22 protein-coding genes are annotated in these 19,432 nt (G+C 69.4%); 11 read left to right on the forward strand and 11 right to left on the reverse strand.

All coding sequences use genetic code 11. From position 1 onward, the window contains the following. Nucleotides 1-4: 4 nt before the first annotated feature. Nucleotides 5-1,153 (reverse strand): mandelate racemase/muconate lactonizing enzyme family protein, encoded by a 1,149-nt coding sequence (locus DEU36_RS09160; RefSeq protein WP_120263874.1) that lies wholly within the window; start codon nt 1,151-1,153, stop codon nt 5-7. Nucleotides 1,154-1,226: 73 nt separating this feature from the next. On the opposite strand from DEU36_RS09160, the gene DEU36_RS09165 reads away from it, so the two are divergent. Further along, a complete protein-coding gene (locus DEU36_RS09165) occupies nt 1,227-1,895 on the forward strand; it encodes a GntR family transcriptional regulator (protein ID WP_120263875.1) in 669 nt (222 codons plus the stop codon). Here DEU36_RS09165 and DEU36_RS09170 read toward each other — a convergent pair. Continuing rightward, nucleotides 1,881-2,582 carry a YafY family protein gene (locus DEU36_RS09170; protein ID WP_120263876.1) on the reverse strand — a complete coding sequence of 234 codons (702 nt, stop codon included), beginning with the start codon at nt 2,580-2,582 and terminating at the stop codon, nt 1,881-1,883. The genes DEU36_RS09165 and DEU36_RS09170 overlap by 15 nt on opposite strands. A gap of 67 nt (nt 2,583-2,649) precedes the next feature. On the opposite strand from DEU36_RS09170, the gene DEU36_RS09175 reads away from it, so the two are divergent. The 4 genes from DEU36_RS09175 (at nt 2,650) to DEU36_RS09190 (ending at nt 5,518) form a co-directional block, all read left to right on the forward strand. Continuing rightward, nucleotides 2,650-3,387, forward strand: coding sequence for an alpha/beta fold hydrolase (locus DEU36_RS09175; RefSeq protein ID WP_120263877.1), 738 nt, complete (start codon nt 2,650-2,652; stop codon nt 3,385-3,387). A 48-nt stretch (nt 3,388-3,435) separates the two neighbouring features. Next, the gene (locus DEU36_RS09180; protein ID WP_183045328.1) at nt 3,436-4,317 is read left to right on the forward strand and encodes a glycoside hydrolase family 6 protein; all 882 of its coding nucleotides are present in this window, start codon (nt 3,436-3,438) and stop codon (nt 4,315-4,317) included. A gap of 69 nt (nt 4,318-4,386) precedes the next feature. Continuing rightward, a complete protein-coding gene (locus DEU36_RS09185) occupies nt 4,387-4,926 on the forward strand; it encodes a hypothetical protein (protein ID WP_120263879.1) in 540 nt (179 codons plus the stop codon). Nucleotides 4,927-4,933: 7 nt separating this feature from the next. Then, a complete protein-coding gene (locus DEU36_RS09190; protein ID WP_120263880.1) occupies nt 4,934-5,518 on the forward strand; it encodes a TetR/AcrR family transcriptional regulator in 585 nt (194 codons plus the stop codon). A gap of 16 nt (nt 5,519-5,534) precedes the next feature. Here the strand turns inward: DEU36_RS09190 and mnhG are convergent, their stop codons facing one another. The 7 genes from mnhG to DEU36_RS09225 all read right to left on the reverse strand — a co-directional run bounded on the left by mnhG (nt 5,535) and on the right by DEU36_RS09225 (nt 12,839). Next, nucleotides 5,535-5,885 (reverse strand): monovalent cation/H(+) antiporter subunit G, encoded by a 351-nt coding sequence (gene mnhG / locus DEU36_RS09195; protein ID WP_120263881.1) that lies wholly within the window; start codon nt 5,883-5,885, stop codon nt 5,535-5,537. Continuing rightward, nucleotides 5,882-6,154, reverse strand: a complete 273-nt coding sequence (locus DEU36_RS09200; protein WP_112615609.1) for a monovalent cation/H+ antiporter complex subunit F — start codon at nt 6,152-6,154, stop codon at nt 5,882-5,884. The genes mnhG and DEU36_RS09200 overlap by 4 nt, the downstream gene beginning before the upstream one ends. After that, a complete protein-coding gene (locus DEU36_RS09205; RefSeq protein WP_396652163.1) occupies nt 6,151-6,714 on the reverse strand; it encodes a Na+/H+ antiporter subunit E in 564 nt (187 codons plus the stop codon). The genes DEU36_RS09200 and DEU36_RS09205 overlap by 4 nt, the downstream gene beginning before the upstream one ends. Before the next feature lie 2 nt (nt 6,715-6,716). Continuing rightward, nucleotides 6,717-8,282, reverse strand: coding sequence for a Na+/H+ antiporter subunit D (locus DEU36_RS09210; RefSeq protein ID WP_120263883.1), 1,566 nt, complete (start codon nt 8,280-8,282; stop codon nt 6,717-6,719). Next, nucleotides 8,279-8,800, reverse strand: coding sequence for a Na(+)/H(+) antiporter subunit C (locus DEU36_RS09215; RefSeq protein ID WP_120263884.1), 522 nt, complete (start codon nt 8,798-8,800; stop codon nt 8,279-8,281). The genes DEU36_RS09210 and DEU36_RS09215 overlap by 4 nt, the downstream gene beginning before the upstream one ends. Then, nucleotides 8,797-11,709, reverse strand: a complete 2,913-nt coding sequence (locus DEU36_RS09220; protein ID WP_120263885.1) for a Na+/H+ antiporter subunit A — start codon at nt 11,707-11,709, stop codon at nt 8,797-8,799. The genes DEU36_RS09215 and DEU36_RS09220 overlap by 4 nt, the downstream gene beginning before the upstream one ends. Nucleotides 11,710-11,780: 71 nt before the next feature. Further along, nucleotides 11,781-12,839 (reverse strand): LacI family DNA-binding transcriptional regulator, encoded by a 1,059-nt coding sequence (locus DEU36_RS09225; protein ID WP_120263886.1) that lies wholly within the window; start codon nt 12,837-12,839, stop codon nt 11,781-11,783. 56 nt (nt 12,840-12,895) lie between these two features. Between DEU36_RS09225 and DEU36_RS09230 the strand changes: the two genes are divergently transcribed. Further along, the gene (locus DEU36_RS09230) at nt 12,896-14,155 is read left to right on the forward strand and encodes an MFS transporter (RefSeq protein ID WP_120263887.1); all 1,260 of its coding nucleotides are present in this window, start codon (nt 12,896-12,898) and stop codon (nt 14,153-14,155) included. A gap of 129 nt (nt 14,156-14,284) precedes the next feature. Then, nucleotides 14,285-14,659 (forward strand): HIT family protein, encoded by a 375-nt coding sequence (locus DEU36_RS09235; RefSeq protein WP_120263888.1) that lies wholly within the window; start codon nt 14,285-14,287, stop codon nt 14,657-14,659. Between the two features lie 447 nt (nt 14,660-15,106). Here DEU36_RS09235 and DEU36_RS16205 read toward each other — a convergent pair whose 3' ends face one another. Further along, the gene (locus tag DEU36_RS16205) at nt 15,107-15,697 is read right to left on the reverse strand and encodes a TetR/AcrR family transcriptional regulator (protein WP_220700909.1); all 591 of its coding nucleotides are present in this window, start codon (nt 15,695-15,697) and stop codon (nt 15,107-15,109) included. A 64-nt stretch (nt 15,698-15,761) separates the two neighbouring features. On the opposite strand from DEU36_RS16205, the gene DEU36_RS09245 reads away from it, so the two are divergent. From DEU36_RS09245 to nucS, 3 genes are read left to right on the forward strand one after another with little or no spacing between them, the layout of a single operon-like run. Next, nucleotides 15,762-16,502 (forward strand): CPBP family intramembrane glutamic endopeptidase, encoded by a 741-nt coding sequence (locus tag DEU36_RS09245; RefSeq protein WP_120263889.1) that lies wholly within the window; start codon nt 15,762-15,764, stop codon nt 16,500-16,502. 47 nt (nt 16,503-16,549) lie between these two features. After that, a complete protein-coding gene (locus DEU36_RS09250) occupies nt 16,550-17,110 on the forward strand; it encodes a GNAT family N-acetyltransferase (protein ID WP_120263890.1) in 561 nt (186 codons plus the stop codon). Nucleotides 17,111-17,126: 16 nt separating this feature from the next. Continuing rightward, the gene (nucS, locus tag DEU36_RS09255) at nt 17,127-17,825 is read left to right on the forward strand and encodes an endonuclease NucS (RefSeq protein WP_091501312.1); all 699 of its coding nucleotides are present in this window, start codon (nt 17,127-17,129) and stop codon (nt 17,823-17,825) included. Between the two features lie 33 nt (nt 17,826-17,858). Here nucS and DEU36_RS09260 read toward each other — a convergent pair whose 3' ends face one another. After that, nucleotides 17,859-18,731, reverse strand: a complete 873-nt coding sequence (locus tag DEU36_RS09260) for an aldo/keto reductase (RefSeq protein WP_120263891.1) — start codon at nt 18,729-18,731, stop codon at nt 17,859-17,861. Between the two features lie 90 nt (nt 18,732-18,821). Here DEU36_RS09260 and DEU36_RS09265 point away from each other — a divergent pair, with 90 nt between their 5' ends. Beyond that, entirely contained in the window at nt 18,822-19,403 is a 582-nt protein-coding gene (locus DEU36_RS09265; RefSeq protein WP_183045329.1) for a TetR/AcrR family transcriptional regulator, read from the forward strand. The last annotated feature ends 29 nt before the right edge of the window (nt 19,404-19,432 follow it).

Genomic DNA, 19,432 nt, shown 5'->3' on the forward strand with positions numbered 1-19,432 from the left:
CGGCTCACCGGCCCGCGCTCGGCCGCAGCAGATCGGGTCGCGTGCCCCACCGATCGAGGGATTCCTGCGAGAGCCGGATGCCGAGGCCGGGGGCGTCGGGCACCGTGAGCATGCCATCGGCGTCGAGCTGGGGAGGCGCCTCCAGCAGCCCGTCGATGTAGGCGGAGCCCGTGCGATACTCCACGAGGTCGGTGCCGGCGACGGCGGACGCGAGATGCAGATCCGCGCTCAGCCCGACCGCTGTGTTCCACCCGTGCGGGATGAGCCGCACGCCGAACTCCTCCGCCAGCCAAGCGACGCGGCGCGATTCGCTGAGCCCGCCGCTCTTCGTCGTGTCGGGCTGCACGATGTCGAACGCTCCGGCCCGCAGGCATCGCGCGAAGTCCTGCCGCCGCGTGAGAACCTCCCCGCCGGCGATCGGCACGCCGGATCGCGCGCGGAGAGCGCTGTACCCTTCGATATCGTCGGGCGCGAGTGCTTCCTCGAACCACGCGACATCGTGGTCGGCGAGCATCGCCGAGGTGCGGATCGCCCATGCCGAGCGTCCCGCCCAGAATCCGTCCGAGCCACCCGCGTCAACGGCGAGCAGGGCATCCGCCCCGATCGCGTCGCGCGCCGCGGCGACGACATCCTCGTCGTATCGGCTGTCACGACGCCCGAACCCGCCCCAGCCGATCTTGAACGCGGTGAACCCGCCGGCGGCGATCTCGTGCAGCTTGTCGCGCAGCGGAGCCGGGTCGTCCACCAGCAACGACGCGTAAGGACGCACCCGCGATCGGTAGACGCCGCCCAGCAGCTTCCCGACCGGCAGCCCTGCCACCTGACCCAGGATGTCCCACAGGGCGATGTCGATGCCGCTGATCGCGTGCGCGACCGCGCCGCCTCTCCCCATCCAGAATGTGTGCGCGTTCAGGGTCTGACTCACCCGCTCCGGCTCGCGGGGGTCCGCGCCGACCAGGAGCGGCGAGAGGAGTTCGAGAGCCGCCCGCACGAGAGACTCGCTCGAGTAGCAGCTGCCGACACCGATCACGCCCTCGTCGGTGTGAATGGCGATCAGGGTGTGGATGACGTCGTCGGGACCGTGCTCATGCGTCCATCCGCCCTCCGGGGTCGCTCCGCGGAGTCCACACGTCTTGATCTCCGTGATCTTCATGGGTTCGCCTCTCTCACCACTGACGTGATGGTTGTCGATTGTCGACAACCATCGTAATTGCTACCGTTGCCTGGTGCCCACCCCATCCCTTCCGCCGATCCCCACCGCTTCGCGTCGCGAGCAGGTGGCCGAGGTGCTGCGGGAAGCCATCACGTCGGGAGATCTCGAACCCGGTCATCGGCTCACCGAGCTCGAGCTCGCGAGTCAGCTCGGCACCAGCCGCGCACCCATCCGCGAGGCGCTGCGGCAGCTCGAACAGGAGGGGCTCGTCGTCTCCTACCCCTATCGCGGCACCGAGGTGCTCGGGGTGTCACAGGAGGAGATCGAGAACGTCCTCGTGCCCGTTCGCCTGGCCCTCGAGCGCTTCGCCTTCGCGAAGGCGATGGAGGTGTGCACGGACGAGGATGCCGCAGCGCTGGCCGCCATCGTCGCGAGCATGGACGACGCGGCGGGCGCCGGCGACCTGGGAAGGCTCGCCGACGAGGACGCCCGATTCCACGAGGCCATCGTCGTCCTCTCGGGGCAACAGCACTGCCTGCAGATCTGGCGGACGATCCAGCCTCGCGTCCGCGCCTACTTCCGCCGCGATGCCTCGTACTACGCCGATCCTCACGCCGTGGGTGCGCAGCACCGCGTACTGCTCGACGCCCTGATCGCAGGCGACCAGGACGCGGGCCGACGCGCCATCAGCGAGCACATCCGCACGCACTTCGGAGACCCCTCGGCCTCACGTCATCCGTGACCCGTGGACCGGGCGGGCGTGCTCGGGTGACTCGCCGACCTCGGCGACGGTGTGGCCCGCGCACTCCGCCGCCGTGACGTGCGCCCGCTCGATGCGGTGAACGGCGAACCACCGCATCGCGTCGCGCAGCCGGCACCACCCGATGAGGTACCACCGTCCGCCGTTCGACGCGAACAGCACCGGCTCGACATCGCGGGTGGTCGTCGCGCCGTCCTGAGCGACATACCGGATGCGGACGACACGCTGCTCGAGCATCGCCTGTTCGAGCGCTGACCTGACGATCCGCGAGGCGCCGGGTGACCCCTCCACCCAGACCCGTCCGGCCAGGTCGACCGCGCGCTCCCGGGTGCGGGGGTCGAGCACGTCGACGATCTTGCGCACCGCGGCCGACGCGAGATCGGCGTAGGGCGCGTCCGGCGCCGCGGCCACCGCGGCCATGAGAGCCACCGCCTGAGAGGGCGAGAGACTGATCGGCGGGAGCGAGGACCCGGCGGCGAGCCCGTATCCGCCACCCGGACCGGGCCTCGACCAGATCGGAGCACCGCTGCGCTCGAGCGCGTCGAGATCGCGTTTGACCGTGCGGACCGAGACCTCGAACTCCCGCGCCAGACGCTCGGCCGAGACGCCCCTCGACCCGCTGCGCCGCAGCGTCTCGGTCAGGGCGTGAAGCCGTTCGACCCGTTTCATCGTCTCGCCGAATTCATGACATAGATGATGACATACTGCTGTCCGTCGACGGGCGGATGCTGGTGTCATGACCGATCAGCTCACCTCTCCCCCGATCCTCCTCGTCGCCGGTCACTGGCTCGGCGCCTGGGCATGGGACGACGTTCTCGCCCACCTCTCGCCCGACGCTCGGGTGACGGCGGTGACCCTCCCCGGCCTCGACGCCGGCGACCCCGAACGCGCAACGCGCACCCTCGACGACCAAGCTCTCGCGATCCGAGACGCACTCGAATCACTGGGCGCCTCGACGGACGGTCCGGCGATCGTGGTGGCGCACAGCGGCGCCAATGGTCCGGTCAGCATCGTGCTCGATCGGCATCCGGAACTCGTCCGACGCGTGATCTGGGTCGACTCGGGCCCGATGGCGTCCGGCAGCGCGTTCGCTCCGGAGTTGCCCGACACCGTCGCCGAGCTGCCGCTGCCGCCGTTCGACGTCCTGTCGCAGCAAGCCAGCCTGGACGGGGTCGACGCGGAGCACCTCGACCGATTCCGAGCACGGGCGGTGCCGCAGCCCGCGCCCGTGCTGCGTGAGCAGGTGGTCCTCACCGATGACGCACGCCACGCGGTGCCGACGACACTTGTCTGTTGCTCGATCTCGGGCGAGCAGGTCATGGCGATGGCGCGCGGCGGCCACCCCATGTTCGCCGAGGTCTCGCGGCTTCAGCAGGTGGACGTGGTCGATCTGCCCACCGGGCACTGGCCGATGTGGAGCACGGCACGCGAGCTCGCCGAGGTGATCGAGACCGAGGCGGCCCGAGCCCACTGACGTGCGACGCCCCGGTATCGTCGGGTGACGTCTCGAATGAGGATGGTCATGCGACGCGATGCCAACCCGCTGGCCGCCGGGCCGGCGCTGCCGACCGACTCGGCCGCAGCCCGCGCCGTCGCGGTTGCCCGCGCCCAGGGTCGCGTCGCCGTGGCGGACGCGCTCGAGATCATTGCGAGCGCGCCCACCGCGACGTGGCTCGGCGAGTGGTACAGCGACGCCGAGCTCGTCGAGGTGCTGCGGTCCGAGACGGCCGCCGCCACCGAACAGAACAAGGTGGCGACGTTCGTGATGTATGCGATCCCGGCGCGCGACTGCGCGGCCTACTCCTCGGGCGGTCTCACGATCGAGCGCTACGGGCCCTGGGCGCAGCTCATCGCGGAGACCCTGAGCCGGACGGCATCCGCGGTCATCGTCGAGCCCGACGCCCTGGCGATGCTCGGGGACTGCGCGAGGCAGGGCCCGCGAACGGCGCTCATCCGCGGCGCCGTCCGCGCCCTCGCTCAGGCCGGCGTCGCGGCCTACGTCGACGCGGGTCACGCGAACTGGGTGCCGGCCGAGACGATGGCCGAGCGCTTGCGCGACGCCGGGGTGCTCGAGGGCCGCGGCTTCTCGACGAACGTGTCGAACTTCTCGCCGACCGCGGCCGAACGGCGGTACGCGGAACGGCTCCGAGCACTTCTGGGCGGCACCCCGAGGTACGTCATCGACACCTCCCGCAACGGCCGCGGCGGGCAGGGCACCTGGTGCAATCCGCGCGGGGCGGGCCTCGGGACGCCGCCGGCCGTCGCCGCGGAGGACTCAGGTCTCGACGCACTGCTGTGGATCAAGCGGCCCGGAGAGAGCGACGGAACCTGCAACGGCGGGCCGGCCGCGGGCGACTGGTTCGAGGAGGCCGCGCTCGAACTGGTGCGCAATCGCGTGGCCTGATCGTCAGCGACGTCTTTTGGTAGCACGGTCGTGCTAGCATCCGACGGTCGCTGAACGAGAGGAACGATCATGATCCTGGCCGCCATCATCGCCTGCGAGGTGGGATTCTGGGTCGCGATCGTCGCGGGCCTCGTCGCCCGCTACGCCTACAATCGACCGAAGCTCGGCGCCGCACTGCTGCTGGCCGCACCTCTGATCGACCTGATCCTGCTGCTCCTCGTCGCCGTCGACCTGCTGGGGGGCGGAACGGCGTCGTGGCACCACGGCCTCGCCGCGCTCTACATCGGCGTCTCGGTGGCATACGGCCACCGCATGATCGCGTGGGCGGACGCGAAGGTCGCCACGCGCTTCCGAGGCGCCGAACCGCGTCCGGTTCTCTACGGCGCCGCGTATGCCGTCGCCTGCTGGAAGGACGTCCCGCGCACGCTGCTCGCATCCGCGATCGCGGCGGCGATCCTCGGCGGGCTCATCCTGCTGGTCGGCGACGCCGAGCGCACCGCGGAGCTGCTCGGCTTCTTCCCGATCCTCGGCCTGATCGTGGGCATCGACCTGCTGTGGGCCATCAGCTACTCCGTGTGGCCCAAACGAGCTCCCGCCGCTGCGGGATGATGAGGTCATGCCGCGCCTCATCGACCACAACGACCGTAACGACGAGATCGCCGCAGCCGCCTTCCGTGTCCTCGCGCGCGATGGCGTGGCGGCGCTGTCGGTTCGGCGGGTGGCCGACGAGGCCGGAATCGCGACGGCATCCCTGCGACGAGCGTTCCCGACGCAGGACGAACTGCGCCGGTTCTGCTTCGAGCGCCTGCAGCAGGACGTCGCGACCCGCCTGCTCGCCGTCACAGGCCACGGCCGCGAGCGCGCGATGCAAGCGATGCGCGAGCTGCTGCCGCTCGACGAGGCGCGTCGCACCGAACTCCTGGTCCAGCTTCAGCTGAGCCGGCTCGCCCTCACCGATGACGACCTACAGGGCCACGCCCGCGAACTGCACGACGGCGTTCGTCGAGTCTGTGACGCCGTGATCCAGGACCTCGCCGAAGCGGGAGAGCTCGGAGGCGACCTCGACGCGCACCTCGAAGCGCATCGCCTGCACGCTCTCCTCGACGGGCTGGCGCTGCACCTCGTCTGGACCTCGTCGAGGGACGCCGCTGTCGAAGCCGAGCAGGTGCTGTCGCGCCACCTCGACTCGCTCGCGGGCTAGGGCCCGGTCCGAGGCGTCAGTCGCGGGTGTCGCTCGGCGCCGGGGCGTCGGCGAACTCGTCGACGAAGAGCGAATCGCGGTCGAGCTTCTTGTTCCGGTACGCCTGTCGACCGACCATGTGCGCCGACAGCGGCGCGGTGGCGAGCTGGATCAGCGCCACCGGAATGAGGAAGGCGACGACCGGCCACGACTGCAGCGAGACTCCGACGGCGATGCAGATCAGGATGAAGCCGAGAACCTGCGGCTTCGTGGCGGCGTGCAGACGGGTCGGCACGTCGCGGAAACGCAGCAGGCCGATCGCGGCGGTGAGGCAGAGGAGCGCCCCGATGAGGACGAGCACGAGAGCGATGATGTCGGTGATGCTCATGATGCGTCCGTGTTGTCCTTCCGCGCGACGAACCGCGCGATCGAGATCGAACCGAACACGCCGACCGCGGCGACGATCAGCAGCACGGGCAGGGTACGGGTGTGATGGTTGATCGCCATCTCGGCGCCGAGTGCGCAGATCACGAGGGTCAGCAGGACATCCGATGCGACCGCGCGGTCGAGGATCGACGGGCCCACGATGATGCGCCACAGCGTCAGCAGGGCCGACACGGCGAACACGGCCGAGATGAGGACGATGAGCCAGGTCACGAGCGCTCCCTCCGCAGGTCCGACAGCTGGTGAGCCTGCTCCTTCGATCCGACGGCGCGGACGATGCGCTCTTCCCAGTGCTGGATCTCGCGTCGCTGGTTCTCGAGCTGCTCCTGCGAGCGGATGCCGATGGCGTGCACGTAGAGGATGCGACGGTCGCGGTCGATGTCGATGATGAGCGAGCCGGGGATGAGGGATGCCGTCACCGCCACGTGCGTCATGATCAGGTCGTCGTCGGTGCGGAGCGGCACGGCGATGATCGCAGCGCCCGGCTGCCGCCGCGGGTCGACGACCTGCCACGCGACCAGCAGCGATCCCTTGACGAGAGACAGGAGGAACTCGAGGAAGAAGACCACGCCCCACCACAGGTTCACCCGCCCCGACAGCTCGACCGGGGGCAGCCGGAACACACGTGTGACGAACAGTGCCACCACGATGCCGGTCAGGGCCGCGAGCACGGTGAACTGACCCCACAGCAGCATCCACAGGGCGACCAGCCAGACGAAGAAGGGCAGCTGTCGCCACAGTGCCGTCGCGGCGCTGCGCTTCGCCTCGACCATCATCACTGCACCTCCTGCTCGAGCTGACTGATCGTGACCGGCTGCAGGAGAGATTCTCCGATGGCGGCGCACAGGTCGTACAGCGGCCCGGCGAACACCGTCAGGGCGACCGTGACAGCGACCATTCCGGCGGTCGCCGTGGTCATGATGCGCGGGATGACACGCTTCTCGGTCTGCACATCGGCACCCTCCGCATCCCCGAGGTACGCGATGCGCGAGTCGGTCTCACTCTCGCCCTCGCCGGCCTCGTCCTTCTCGCGCCAGAACGAGAGGTTCCACGCGCGCATCAGCGCGTAAAGGGTGAGGAGCGAGGTGATGATGCCCGCGACGATCAGCACGTACATGAGCGGGCTGCCTTCGTCGGCGGCCGCGTCGAAGAGGGCGTACTTGCCGATGAAGCCCGAGAACGGCGGCAGGCCCCCGAGGTTGATCGCCGGGATGAAGTAGAGCACCGCCAGCAACGGGGCGGCCCGCATGAGGCCCTTCACCTTCAGGATCGAGGTCGACCCCGCTCGGCGCTCGACGAGTCCCACCGCGAGGAAGAGGGTCGTCTGCACGACGATGTGGTGGACGATGTAGTAGATCGTCGCGCCGACGGCGGCCGGCGTCGCGATGGCGAGGCCGAAGATCATGTAGCCGATATGGCTCACGAGGGTGAACGACAGGATGCGTTTGAGCTCGGCCTGCGCGACCGCACCCAGCACCCCGACGATCATCGTCGCGAGGGCGACGATCAGCAGCAGCGTGTTGACGTCGTTGTCCTGGAAGATCTCGGTCTCGGTGCGGATGATCGCGTAGACGCCGACCTTCGTCAGCAGTCCCGCGAACACCGCGGTGACCGGAGCGGGGGCGGTCGGGTACGAGTCGGGCAGCCAGAACGACAGCGGGAAGACGGCGGCCTTGATGCTGAACGCGAGCAGCAGCATCAGATGCAGGACGAGCTGCGTCTCCTGCGGCAGCTCGGTCATCCGCTGCGACAGCTGCACCATGTTCACCGTGCCCAGCGCGCCGTAGATCGCAGCAATCGCCGACAGGAACAGGATCGACGACACCAGCGAGACCACGATGTAGACGACGCCCGTGCGGATGCGCGACTCGGTCGAACCGAGGGTGATGAGCACGTACGAGGCGACGAGCAGGATCTCGAACCCGACGTACAGGTTGAACAGGTCGCCGGCGATGAACGCGTTGAAGATTCCCGCCGAGAGGATGAGGTACGACGGGTGGAAGATCGAGACCGGCGTCTCGTCGTCGCCGTCGGCGGCACCCTGCCCGACCGAGAAGAGCAGCACCGCGAGCAGAACGACGCTCGAGACGACCACCAGCAGCGCGGCCAGCCGGTCGACGTAGAGCACGATGCCGAACGGAATCGGCCACCCGCCGACCGACACCGCGATGGGCACCCCGGTGGCGTTGATGACGTTCAGGAGCACTGCGGCGATCACGAGCGTCGCGGTGAGGGTGACGATCGAGACACCGACCTGGATGCGGCGGCGGCGGCCGAAGATCAGGGCGACGGCGGCCCCCAGCAGAGGCAGCGTCACGAGGAGGGGAACCAGGGCGCTCATCGGTCTCCTCCGGGGCGATCGGTGGGCGCGTCGTCGCGCAGCGCGTCGAAGTCGCGCGAGTGCAGCACGGTGATGGGCGAGGTCTGGTCGCCGACGAAGTCGGTCGTGGCGTCGTCGTCCTCGTCGGTGATCTCCTGCTCCATCGCCTCGTCGTCCTCTGCGACGCGATCGCGCACGGCGAGATCGGCCTCGTCGTCCTCGACCGTGTCTGCCTGGCCGAGCTGCCACGACCGGTAGATCAGGGCGAGCAGGAACGCCGACACGGCGAAGGTGATGACGATCGCGGTGAGCGTGAGCGCCTGGGGCAGCGGGTCGCTGAACTCGGCGGGGTCGTCGGCGGACCCGTAGAACGGGGCGATGCCGGGCGCCCCCATGACGATGAGGAGGAACAGGTTCGCCGCATTGCCGAGCAGCAGGAAGCCGATCAGCACGCGGGTGAGGCTGCGCTCGAGCATCGCGTACACGCCGGCGGCGAAGAGCACGCCCATGATGATGATCAGGACCAGCGAGACGTTCATCGGGCGAGCTCCTCTCGTTCCTTGCGCTGACGGTCGACTTCAGCGCCCAGTGAGCGGAGCACGTCGAGGACGAGCCCGATGACGACGAGGTACACACCGACGTCGAAGATCGTCGAGGTGACGAACTCGACATGGCCGAGGACGGGCAGCTCGGCTTCCCAGAATGTGCTCGTGAGAGCCGGTGCGCCGAAGAAGAGCGGCACGACCGCGGTGCCGACCGCGAGGGCCATCCCGACGCCCAGCAGCCGCCCGGCATCCGTCGGTGCCGCAGCGCCGAGCTCGTACGGTCCGCCCGCGACGTATCGCATGACGAGCGCCATGCCCGCGACGAGTCCACCGGCGAACCCGCCGCCGGGCAGGTTGTGGCCGGCGAACAGCAGGTACAGCGAGACGACGATGATCGTGTGGAACAGGATGCGGACGATCACCTCGAGCATGATCGAACGCGTCTCGGGTCGAAGCTTCTGCCCGCCCACGAGCCAGGCCTGGCGCGACGATCCCGACCCTGCGCGGGGACGCGGCCCCTCCGACGTCTCGACGAGCGGACGGCGGGTGCGCAGAGCCCCGGTGGGCAGCGACGAGATCGCGCGCGAGAGCGTGTCGGAGCGGTGCGTCACGAAGACGAGCGAGGCCACGCCGGTCGCCGCCAGGATCAGCACCGACAGCTCGCCCATCGTGTCCCACCCGCGCAGATCGACCAGGGTGACGTTGACGACGTTCTTTCCGTGACCGATCTCGTAGGCGAGCTCGGGGAAGGCGGTGGAGATCGGCTCGGCGACCCGCGCGCTGGTCGCGACGATCGCCACGAGCGCCATCGTCGCGCCGACGCCGATCCCGAGCAGCGCGCGCCCGATCGGCCAGACCGAGGCGTTGTGGTCGCCCATCCGCGACGGGATGCGGCGCAGCACCAGGGCGAAGGCGATGAGCGTCACCGTCTCGACCAGGATCTGCGTCAGCGCGAGGTCGGGTGCGCCCGCCGACGCGAAGAGCGCGACCATGCCGAGTCCCGTCACCGAAACGAGCACGACGCCGGTGTAGCGCTTGCGGGCGCGCACGGCGATGATGCCCGCGATGATCATGACGGGTGCGACGAAGACCTGCATCGGCGAGTGCCAGGCGGCGAGGTCGGCCTGCCAGCCGCCGTGCGCGATCAGCGCCGTTCCCTCGGCCGCGACGAACACGACGAAGATCGTCCCCACGTAGACCGGGAGCGACCCGCGCTGGGTGAGCGACGTCGTCCAGACCGAGGTCCGCACGATCGCGCGAACCGTTCCGTTGTAGGCGTCGACGGCGGTGAAGGGGAGCCAGCGACGCTGCGTGCCATCGCGCCGCCCGACGAACCAGAACAGCACGAGACCGGCGAGGATGCTGCCGACCGACAGGAACAGGGCGGGTTCGAGACCGTGCCACAGAGCCAGGTGGTAGTCGTAGCCGTCGGCGCCCGCCACCTCGGGCATCGTGTCGGCGTAGCCCGAGAACGCGGCGTCGAGCAAGGGAGCCGCGACACCGCCGACGATCGTCAGGCCGCTCAGCAGCACCGGCGCCGCGAGGAAGCCGATCGGGGGGTCGGGCCATTCGGTGCGGGGAAGGGTCTCGCCGGCGGCATCCTTCTTCGTGAAGAACGCGCCCCACACGAAGCGGGCGCCGTAGGCCGTGGTGAGAAGGGAGCCGAGCACGATGCCGATCAGCGGCGCGAGCGCGACGGGGTCGGTGCCGCCCTCGAGCAGCGACGTGAGCGCCGCCTCTTTCGCGACGAAGCCCACTGTCGGCGCGACGCCGACCATCGAGCCGATCGCGATGATCGAGAAGACCGCGAGGGTGGGCGCCTGTCGGCCCACTCCCGAGAGCTCACGGATGTCGCGGGTCGACAGCTGCCGGTCGATGACGCCGACGACCAGGAACAACGACGACTTGAAGAGGGCATGACCGACGAGCAGGGCCAGTCCCGCGAGGGCGGAGTTGCGCTCTCCATAGCCGAGCACGACCGTCAGCATGCCGAGCTGGCTCACCGTCCCGAACGCGAGGATGCGCTTGAGGTCGGACTCGCGCAGAGCCTGCAGACCGCCGAGCAGCATCGTGAACACGCCGAGGCCGATGACCATGGGGCGCCAGGGGTCTTCGTGCGCGAACGCAGGCGCGAGGCGGGCAATGAGGTAGATGCCGGCCTTCACCATCGCAGCCGCGTGCAGATAGGCACTGACGGGCGTGGGGGCTGCCATCGCACCGGGCAGCCAGAAGTGGAAGGGGAAGATGGCCGACTTGCTCAGCGCGCCGACGAGGGTCAGCGCGATCGCGATGTTGAGGACGGCCCCCTCGGGCGCCGGTGAGGCGACGATCGTGCTGAGGCTCGTCGTGCCGTAGAGGACGACCAGCATCACGACGCCGATCAACATCACGAGACCGCCGAGGGTCGTGACGAGCAGGGCCTGCAGCGCCGCGCGACGGCTCGCACCACGAGCGTTGTAGAAGCCGATCAGCAGATACGACAGAACACTGGTGATCTCCCAGAACATCACCAGCACGACGATGTCGTCGGTGAGGACGAGACCGTACATGGCACCCGCGAAGGCCAGCAGCACGGCGGCGAACTGCCCGACGCCCACCTTCTTGCCGTCGAAGTACCAGCGGCAGTAGATCATCACGAGCGCGCCGACACCGGTCACGATGAGGGTCATGATCCATGCCAGTGTGTCCATCCGCATCGACAGGGCGATGTCGAGCTGAGGGATCCAGGCGTATGACTCGAACGGAATGCCGCCGCTCAGAACCTCAGGGCCACGCCGGGCGGCATCGATGAATGCGGCAATGGGCAGCAGGGCCGCGACGAAGAATGCGCGGGCGCCGATCCGCTTGATCAACCACGGCAGAACCAACGGAAGAACCGCGAACGCACCGAGGAAGATCAGCAAAAGGCCTCCTCTGGGCGTGGGGGGTCGTGTCATCCATCTTACCGACAGGATGACGGTCCGCTCCCCGCGAACTAATACTTGACAGCCACGGGCCCGGTCGTGTTCCCGAGACGGAACGTACTGGTGAACCACTGCGAGTCGGGCGTGTCGCCGCCGAGCAGCGCGGCCACGGCTTCGCCTGCGGCCCGTCCCTTCTGCCACGCGGGCTGCACGAGGGTGGTGAGCTCGTAGGGCGCGAGTCCATCGACGACGATGCCGTCGAATCCCGTGATGCTGACATCGTCGGGTACGCGCAGTCCGGCTTCCTCTGCCGCGCGGAGCACGCCCACGGCGAGCAGGTCGCTCTGCGCGACGATGGCCGTCGGGTGGGGTCCGCCGCCCGCGAAGAGGGCGCGACCGACCGCGGCACCGGCGTCGATCGAGCTGTCGGCGGCTGCGTAGGCGGCAGCATCCGGGAACACATCGCGGAATCCGGCGAGCCGGTCGGCCACCACATCGACCGACGCCGTGCGCTCGTCGTCGTGCGAGAGCCAGCCCGACTCCGACCCCCAGCGCACCGGCATCGTCACCGCGACGACGTTCGTATGACCGAGGCCCTGCACGTGCTCCGCGGCCAGGCGCTGGGCCTCGCGGTTGTCGAGCGCGATGCGGGGCACCCCCTCTCCCCCATCGCCCTCGATGACGACGACCGGGATGCCGCGGGCGCGAACGCTCGCGAGGTGATCGCGCAGCAGCGCGCTGCATCCGATCAGCACGGCCGCGTCGATGGGCGCCGTCATGAGCGTCGGCTCGCCCGCGACGACACTGCCCTCGCGCAGCAGCAGCAATCCGGCACCGATCGGGGCGACCGCGTCGGCGAGCGCGTCCATCGTGGTGCGCATGACGGGATCGCCGAAGACGCTCCCGAGCCGCCCGCCGCTGACGACGCCGATGATGCCGCTGCGGCCACGCCGGAGCGACGCCGCGCGCGGATCAGGGCCGAGGTATCCGAGCTCGGCGGCGGCTGCGAGGACCTTCGCCCGGGTCGCGTCGCTGACGGGAGTCTTGCCGCTGAAGACGACGGATGCCGTCGACGGCGAGACCCCGGCCGCGTGCGCGACATCCGAGATGGTGGGCCGACGTGCGTTCACGCCCCGATCGTACCTGGCCGTAGTGCAACGTCGAATCGATTCGGTACGCTGACCCGGTGACCGATGTGCTCTCCCGTTCCGTCTACCTGCGCTGGCGCAATGCCGTCTTCGCGATCTTCGCCGCGAGCGGCCTGAGCATCGCCACCTGGGCCGCGCGCGTACCCACGATCAAGGAAGACCTGGGCATCGAGAACCGTGAGATCGGTCTGGCGCTGCTCGCGATGGGGATCGCCTCGATCCTCGGGCTCTCGGCCAGCTCGGTCATCATCGCGCGGCTCGGTACGCGCACCGGCATGTTCGGCGTGCTGATCGTCCTGTCGATCGGGCTGGCGATCCTCGGGCTCGGCAGCGGCTTCTTCCAGTCGTACGCGATGCTCATCGTCGGCCTCGCGCTCTTCGGGTTCGGCAACGGATGCCTCGACGTCATGATGAACGTCGACGGCGCCGCCATCGAGACGCAGTCGGGCAAGACGATCCTGCCGCTGTTTCACGCGTTCTTCAGCTTCGGAACCGTGATCGGCGCCGGGCTCGGCGCCATTGCCGCGAGCCTGCGCATCGGTGTCGCCGTCCACGCCGTCACCATCGCCGCATTCATCGTCGTGCTCGCGATCGTCGCGATCGCGAACGTGCCGCGTCGCGCGGTCACCGATGCCGTCGCCGCCGACACCGCATCGCCGGAGGCGGCATCCGTCGACGGCCCCGCGCCCGGCTGGCGTCAGCGCCTCGCGGTCTCGCTGTCGGCCTGGCGCGAGCCGCGGACCTACACCCTCGGCATCATCATGCTCGGCATGGCCTTCGCCGAGGGCGGCGCCAACGACTGGCTAGCGCTCGGCGTGGTCGAGCACGAGGGCGGAACCGCCGCCATCGGCGCCGCGGCCCTCACCGTCTTCAGCGTGTCGATGACGGTCGTCCGCGTCTTCGGTGGACCCCTCGTCGACCGCTTCGGCCGCGTCGCGACGCTGCGCGTGCTCGCGGTGGCCGCGACAGCCGGCATCCTGCTGTTCATCCTGGCCCCGAACCTGCCGCTCGTCTTCGTCGGCGCCGCACTGTGGGGCATCGGGGCGTCGCTCGGCTTCCCGCTCGGCATGTCGGCCGCCGCCGACGACCCGGCCCGCGCGGCCGCGCGAGTGAGCGCCGCAGCGACCATCGGTTACGTCGCGTTCCTGTGCGGGCCACCCGTCCTCGGGTTCATCAGCGACCACATCGGCCTGCTGCCGACGCTGTTCATCCTGGTGGTGCTCGTCGCAGCCTCGGGCCTCGCCTCGTCTGCCGCGAAGCCCCTTCCCGGAGCGAAGGTCGGCGCCGGCCGCCACTGACCCGTCCCGCGCCGCGAGGTCCCACTTGGGCCGGGTATCCCGCCGCCTTTCCCGGCCGAACTGGGACCTCGGTTGACCGTGCGGCCGGGTGGGCTGGCACCTTCACCGCCGATCCGGTTGAGTGGACGGATGACGTCGCGCTCGGTGTTCGAGATGGTGCCCGTGGCGGACCGGGTCGCCGAGGCCGATCTCGTCTTCGCGATACGCGACGCCAACCCGGTGTCGCCCGGGCACACGCTCGTCATTCCGAAGCGGCCGATCGCGAGCTGGTTCGACGCGACCGCGGACGAGCTCCGCGACGCGATGCGCCTCATCAGCCTGATCAAGCTGCAGCTCGCCGAGAGTCACCACCCCGATGGCTACAACGTCGGGTTCAACGACGGTGTCGCCGCGGGGCAGACGGTTTTCCACGCTCACATCCACGTCATTCCCCAGTTCGCCGACGACGTCGCCGATCCGCGCGGCGGGGTGCGGCACGCCGTGATCGGCAGGGGCCACTACTGACAGGTCCCGTCGACAGGCTCGGCCCGTTCTCAGGGTCGGTTTACGATGCCGCGACAGCCGCGCAGCCTGTCGAGAGGACGGAGGATCCGGGCGCGACGACGCACGGGGGTCGCGTGAGCGGAGCGACCCTGTCCCGTCGACAGGCTCAGCCGTGCTCGCTGACGGCCTGCGGCGCCCTCGCGTCCGCTGAGCCTGGTGACGGCACCGCTGATGCCCGAGCTCCGAGGCTCATGCCGACGCGGCAGACCAGGCAGGCGGCCGAGCCCCCTGCAATGTGATGCTGCGGGCCGCTTTCGGAGCTGCGCCGTCCCGCCGACAGGCTCAACCGTGCTCGCCGACGGCCTGCGGGGGCTTCAACGGCAGTTGAACCTGACGACGGGACAACCGGCGGACGACGGCACAACCCACGCAGGACGGGACAACCCGCGGATTGGGGGCGCGGCCAGCTCAAGACCTCGGCCGCAGCACCCCCATGCCATCGAGCAGGGCGCGGACCGCGTCGACGAGAGATCCGGGCGGGACGGGCGCGGCGAGCGCGTCGGCTGCTGCACCATCGAGCAGCCAGCGGATCGCGCGGGCCTGGCCGGCGCACGTCGCGGGGTCCTCGTCGAGCGCGCGGACGAGGTTCCGCGCAAGGAAGTCGTCGATCGCCGCGGTCTCGGCCGCGAGAGCTGCGCGCACGGGTTCGAGCCGCTCGACGTCGCCGATTGCGCGGACCAGACCGGGGTACAGCTCATCGGCGAGCTCCGCCTCGACGTGCGCGGCGTAGGCCAGTACGGCGTCCGTGCCCGCGGCAGCCTCCGCAATCTCCGCGAGCGCTCGGACCGTCTCTGCGCGCCCCAGCTCCAGTACCCCGAGGAGGAGGTCGAGCTTCGTCGGGAAGTAGTGGAACAGCGTGCCCGACGACACTCCCGCGCGACGATAGATCGATGCGGTGGTGGCGGCCGCGTACCCGGATGCCGCGAACTCGGCCGCCGCAGCATCCAGGATCACCGAGCGTCGCTCTTCGAAGCGTTCTGGATCGCGGCGGCGTGGCACGGGAGCCACGATAGCCCTCGAATCATTACTAGAGCGATCACTCTAGAGTGGCTACTCTGATGTCGTGGAATCAGAATCGAACCCCGCCGTAGCACCAGCGGAGGCAGCGCCGGCAGAGCCCCAGCGCCCGCGCCCCCGTGCTCTCTCGTGGGCGATCGCGCTCGTCGGCATCGGGCTCGCGTGGTCGCCCATGTGGCTGCCGGCGATCCTCCGCGCGGCGGGAACCGACCCCCGCCCCGCGCTCGCAGCCATCGGTCTTACCGGCCCGGCAGCCGCGATCTTCTGGAACGTGCTCGCGACAGCGCTCGTCATCGCCTGGGTTTTCGGTGTCGAACGGCGTCGGCTCTCGTCACTGCGCATCGTGCGACCGACGGGCAAAGACCTCGAGTGGGCACTCATCCTTTTCGGCGGCGCGATGGCATGGAGTTGGCTCGCGCAGCTGATCCGTCCGCAGACATCGCCCGACTCCGGCTCCGCCACCATCGCAGCGCTCCCGATCCTGGCGGTCGTCGCGATGATCCTGAGCGCCGCCGTCTGCGAAGAGATCCTGTACCGCGGCTATCCGCTCGAACGGTTGACCGAGCTGACCGGACGTCGGTGGGTCGCCGTCGCCACGACGCTTCCTTTCTTCGTCGTGCCGCATCTGTTCACCTTCGGACCCGAATGGCTGCTCTATCACGCGAGTGGAACCGTGGCGATCTACGTGCTGTACCTCTGGCGCGGCAATCTCGTCGCCTGCATGGTGCTCCACGCAGCCGTCAACGCGCCCATCCTCATCCCGACCGTCGCCGCGCATCTCGGCTGAACACGCGGGCGCGCGCCCGCGGCGTTGCTCTGCCAGGATCATCCGCAATGACGATCTCCACACAGCCCTGGCATCACCCGGACCCCGGCACCGCCGTCCACCTCGACATGGTCCCCGAGCCGGCGCTCCACGCCCTCGGATCGGGTCACACAGCGCAACTCGACCCGACCTACGCGACCCCGTTCCTCACCGGACCGGAATGCGACTGGCTCTGGCGGCACCGCAGCGCCCAGGTCAGCGATTCCCCCGGCGACGCCCCCTGGATCACCCGGCTCATCATCGATCCCCACCTCGACGCCGCCGTCGGTGTGGCCGGCTTCCACGGACCGCCGGACGCGAACGGCATGGTCGAAGTCGGGTATCGCGTCGACCCGGCCCTGCGACGGCGGGGTTATGCGCGGAAGGCTCTCGAGATCCTGCTCGACGTGGCACGCACCCATCCCGACGTGCGCACCGTGCGCGCGACCATCAGCCCCGACAACGTCGCGTCACGAGCGCTCATCGACGGTTACGGGTTCGTCGAGCGCGGCGAGCAGTGGGATGACGAGGATGGTCTCGAGATCATCTACGAGCTCTCCGTCGCCGAGGCCGACACCGCGCAGGGATAGCGCTTAGGCTCGACGGGTGCGTCTCGTCATCGCCCGCTGCTCCGTTCAGTACACGGGGCGCCTCAATGCTCACCTTCCGCTGGCTACCCGGTTGCTGGTGCACAAAGGCGACGGCAGCCTGCTCGTGCACTCCGACGGCGGCTCGTACAAGCCCCTGAACTGGATGAGCCCGCCGTGCACGCTCACGGTCGAGACGCCCGAGGATGATCCGGATGTCGAGGAGCAGGTCGTCGAGCAGTGGCGGGTGACCCACGCGAAGTCGGGCGACACCCTCGTGGTGCGCATCTACGAGATGATCCACGACTCGTCGCACGAGCTCGGCGTCGACCCCGGGCTCATCAAGGACGGCGTCGAGGCCGACTTGCAGCGTCTGCTCGCGGAGCAGGTCGAGGTCATCGGTGAAGACCTGACGCTCGTCCGCCGCGAGTTCCCGACCGCGATCGGCCCGGTCGACCTGCTGCTGCGCGATCCCGCGGGCGGAACGATCGCCGTCGAGGTCAAGCGCCGCGGCGACATCGATGGCGTCGAGCAGCTCACGCGCTATCTCGAGCTGCTCGGCCGAGACCCGCACCTCGCGCCCGTGACGGGAGTGTTCGCGGCGCAGGAGATCAAGCCGCAGGCGAAGGTGCTCGCCACCGACCGCGGCATCCGCTGCGTCACGCTCGACTATGACGCCATGAAGGGCATCGAGTCGGGCGCGCCGCGCCTGTTCTGACGCGGCGCGCCCGAGCCTCTCAGCCCGAGCCCGTCAGGCTCCGAGCTTCGAGAGCTCGTCGAACTCGTCGTCGGTGAGCTCGATCTCTGCGCCGCGGAGGTTGTCCTCGAGGTGGGCGACGCTGGAGGTGCCGGGGATCGGCAGCATCACCGGCGAGCGCTTCAGCAGCCAGGCGAGCGCGATCTGGGCCGGGGATGCCTGCTTGCGCTCGGCGAGCTCGCTGAGAGGCGAGTCTGCGCCGGTGAGACCGCCGGTGGCGAGCGGGAACCACGGAATGAAGCCGATGCCCTGCTCCGTCGACCAATCGAGCAGCTCTTCGGCATCCCGCTTCTGCAGGTTGTAGAGGTTCTGCACCGAGACGATCGTCGCGATCTGCTGCGCCGCCTTCACCTGATCGACAGTGACCTCGGAGAGCCCGATGTGGCGGATCTTGCCTTCGTCCTGGAGCTTCTTCAGTTCGCCGACCTGGTCCTCGAGCGGAACCTGCGGGTCGATGCGGTGCAGCTGGAAGAGGTCGATGCGCTCCAGACCGAGGCGGCGGAGGCTCATCTCGGCTTCCTGACGGAGGTACTCGGGGCGTCCGAGCGGCGGCCATTCGTTGGGTCCGGTGCGCGTGAGCCCCGCCTTCGTGGCGATCACGATGTCGTCGCCGTAGGGGTGGAGGGCCTCCTTGAGGAGCTCCTCTGCGACGTAGGGGCCGTACGAGTCGGCGGTGTCGAAGAAGTTCACGCCGAGGTCGACGGCGCGCTTGAGAACGCGGATCGCCTCGTCGTGGTCCTTCGGTGGGCCCCAGACGCCGGGGCCGGTGAGCTGCATCGTGCCGTAGCCGAGGCGGTTGACCTCGAGGTCGCCGCCGATGCGGAAAGTTCCGGAAGCGCGGGCTGAGGACGTGCTGGATGTCGTCATGGAGATGTCAGCGCGCGAAGCGGGCGAGACATTCCCGCCACACGGCGACCGGGCCGGGCGGGTCTTATCGACGAGAACCATAATGGGGCCGTGCCGAAGATCACCGCCCCGACCGTCGCGGAACACCGCGTCGCGCAACATGAGGCGCTCCTCGCCTCGGCGAAGGGGATCATCGCAGAGGCCGGCGTCGCCGCGATCACGCCCCGATCCGTCTGCGAGAGGGCCGGGCTCTCCCGCTCGAGCTTCTACGAGTACTTCCCGTCGAAGGACGACCTCCTCGCCGCGATCGCGATGCAGGCGTTCGACGAGTGGGGTGCCGAGCTCCAGACCGCGATGGATGTCGCCGGACCGGGCCGCGATCGCCTCCACGCCTACGTCACCGCGACGATCCGGATGACGGCCGACGGAAAGCACACGCTCGCCACAGGACTGCAACAGACCGACATCTCGCCGAAGAACGTCGAGGCGATCATGGCGATGCACGACGCGCTCACCGCGCCGCTTCGCCACCTTCTCGAAGAGCTCCGGATCCCGGATGCCGCGACCCAGGCGGCGCTCGTGCAGGGCGTCATCAACGCCGGGATGCAGCTCGTCGAACACGGGGTCGATGCCGACGACGTGATTGCCAGCGTCATCGCGGTTCTCGATAGGGGCGTGCACGGCGACATTTGACCTCGTCCAAGGTTGGTGACACACTGTCA

The organism is Microbacterium sp. AG238 (genome assembly GCF_003610405.1).
GTDB lineage: Bacteria > Actinomycetota > Actinomycetes > Actinomycetales > Microbacteriaceae > Microbacterium.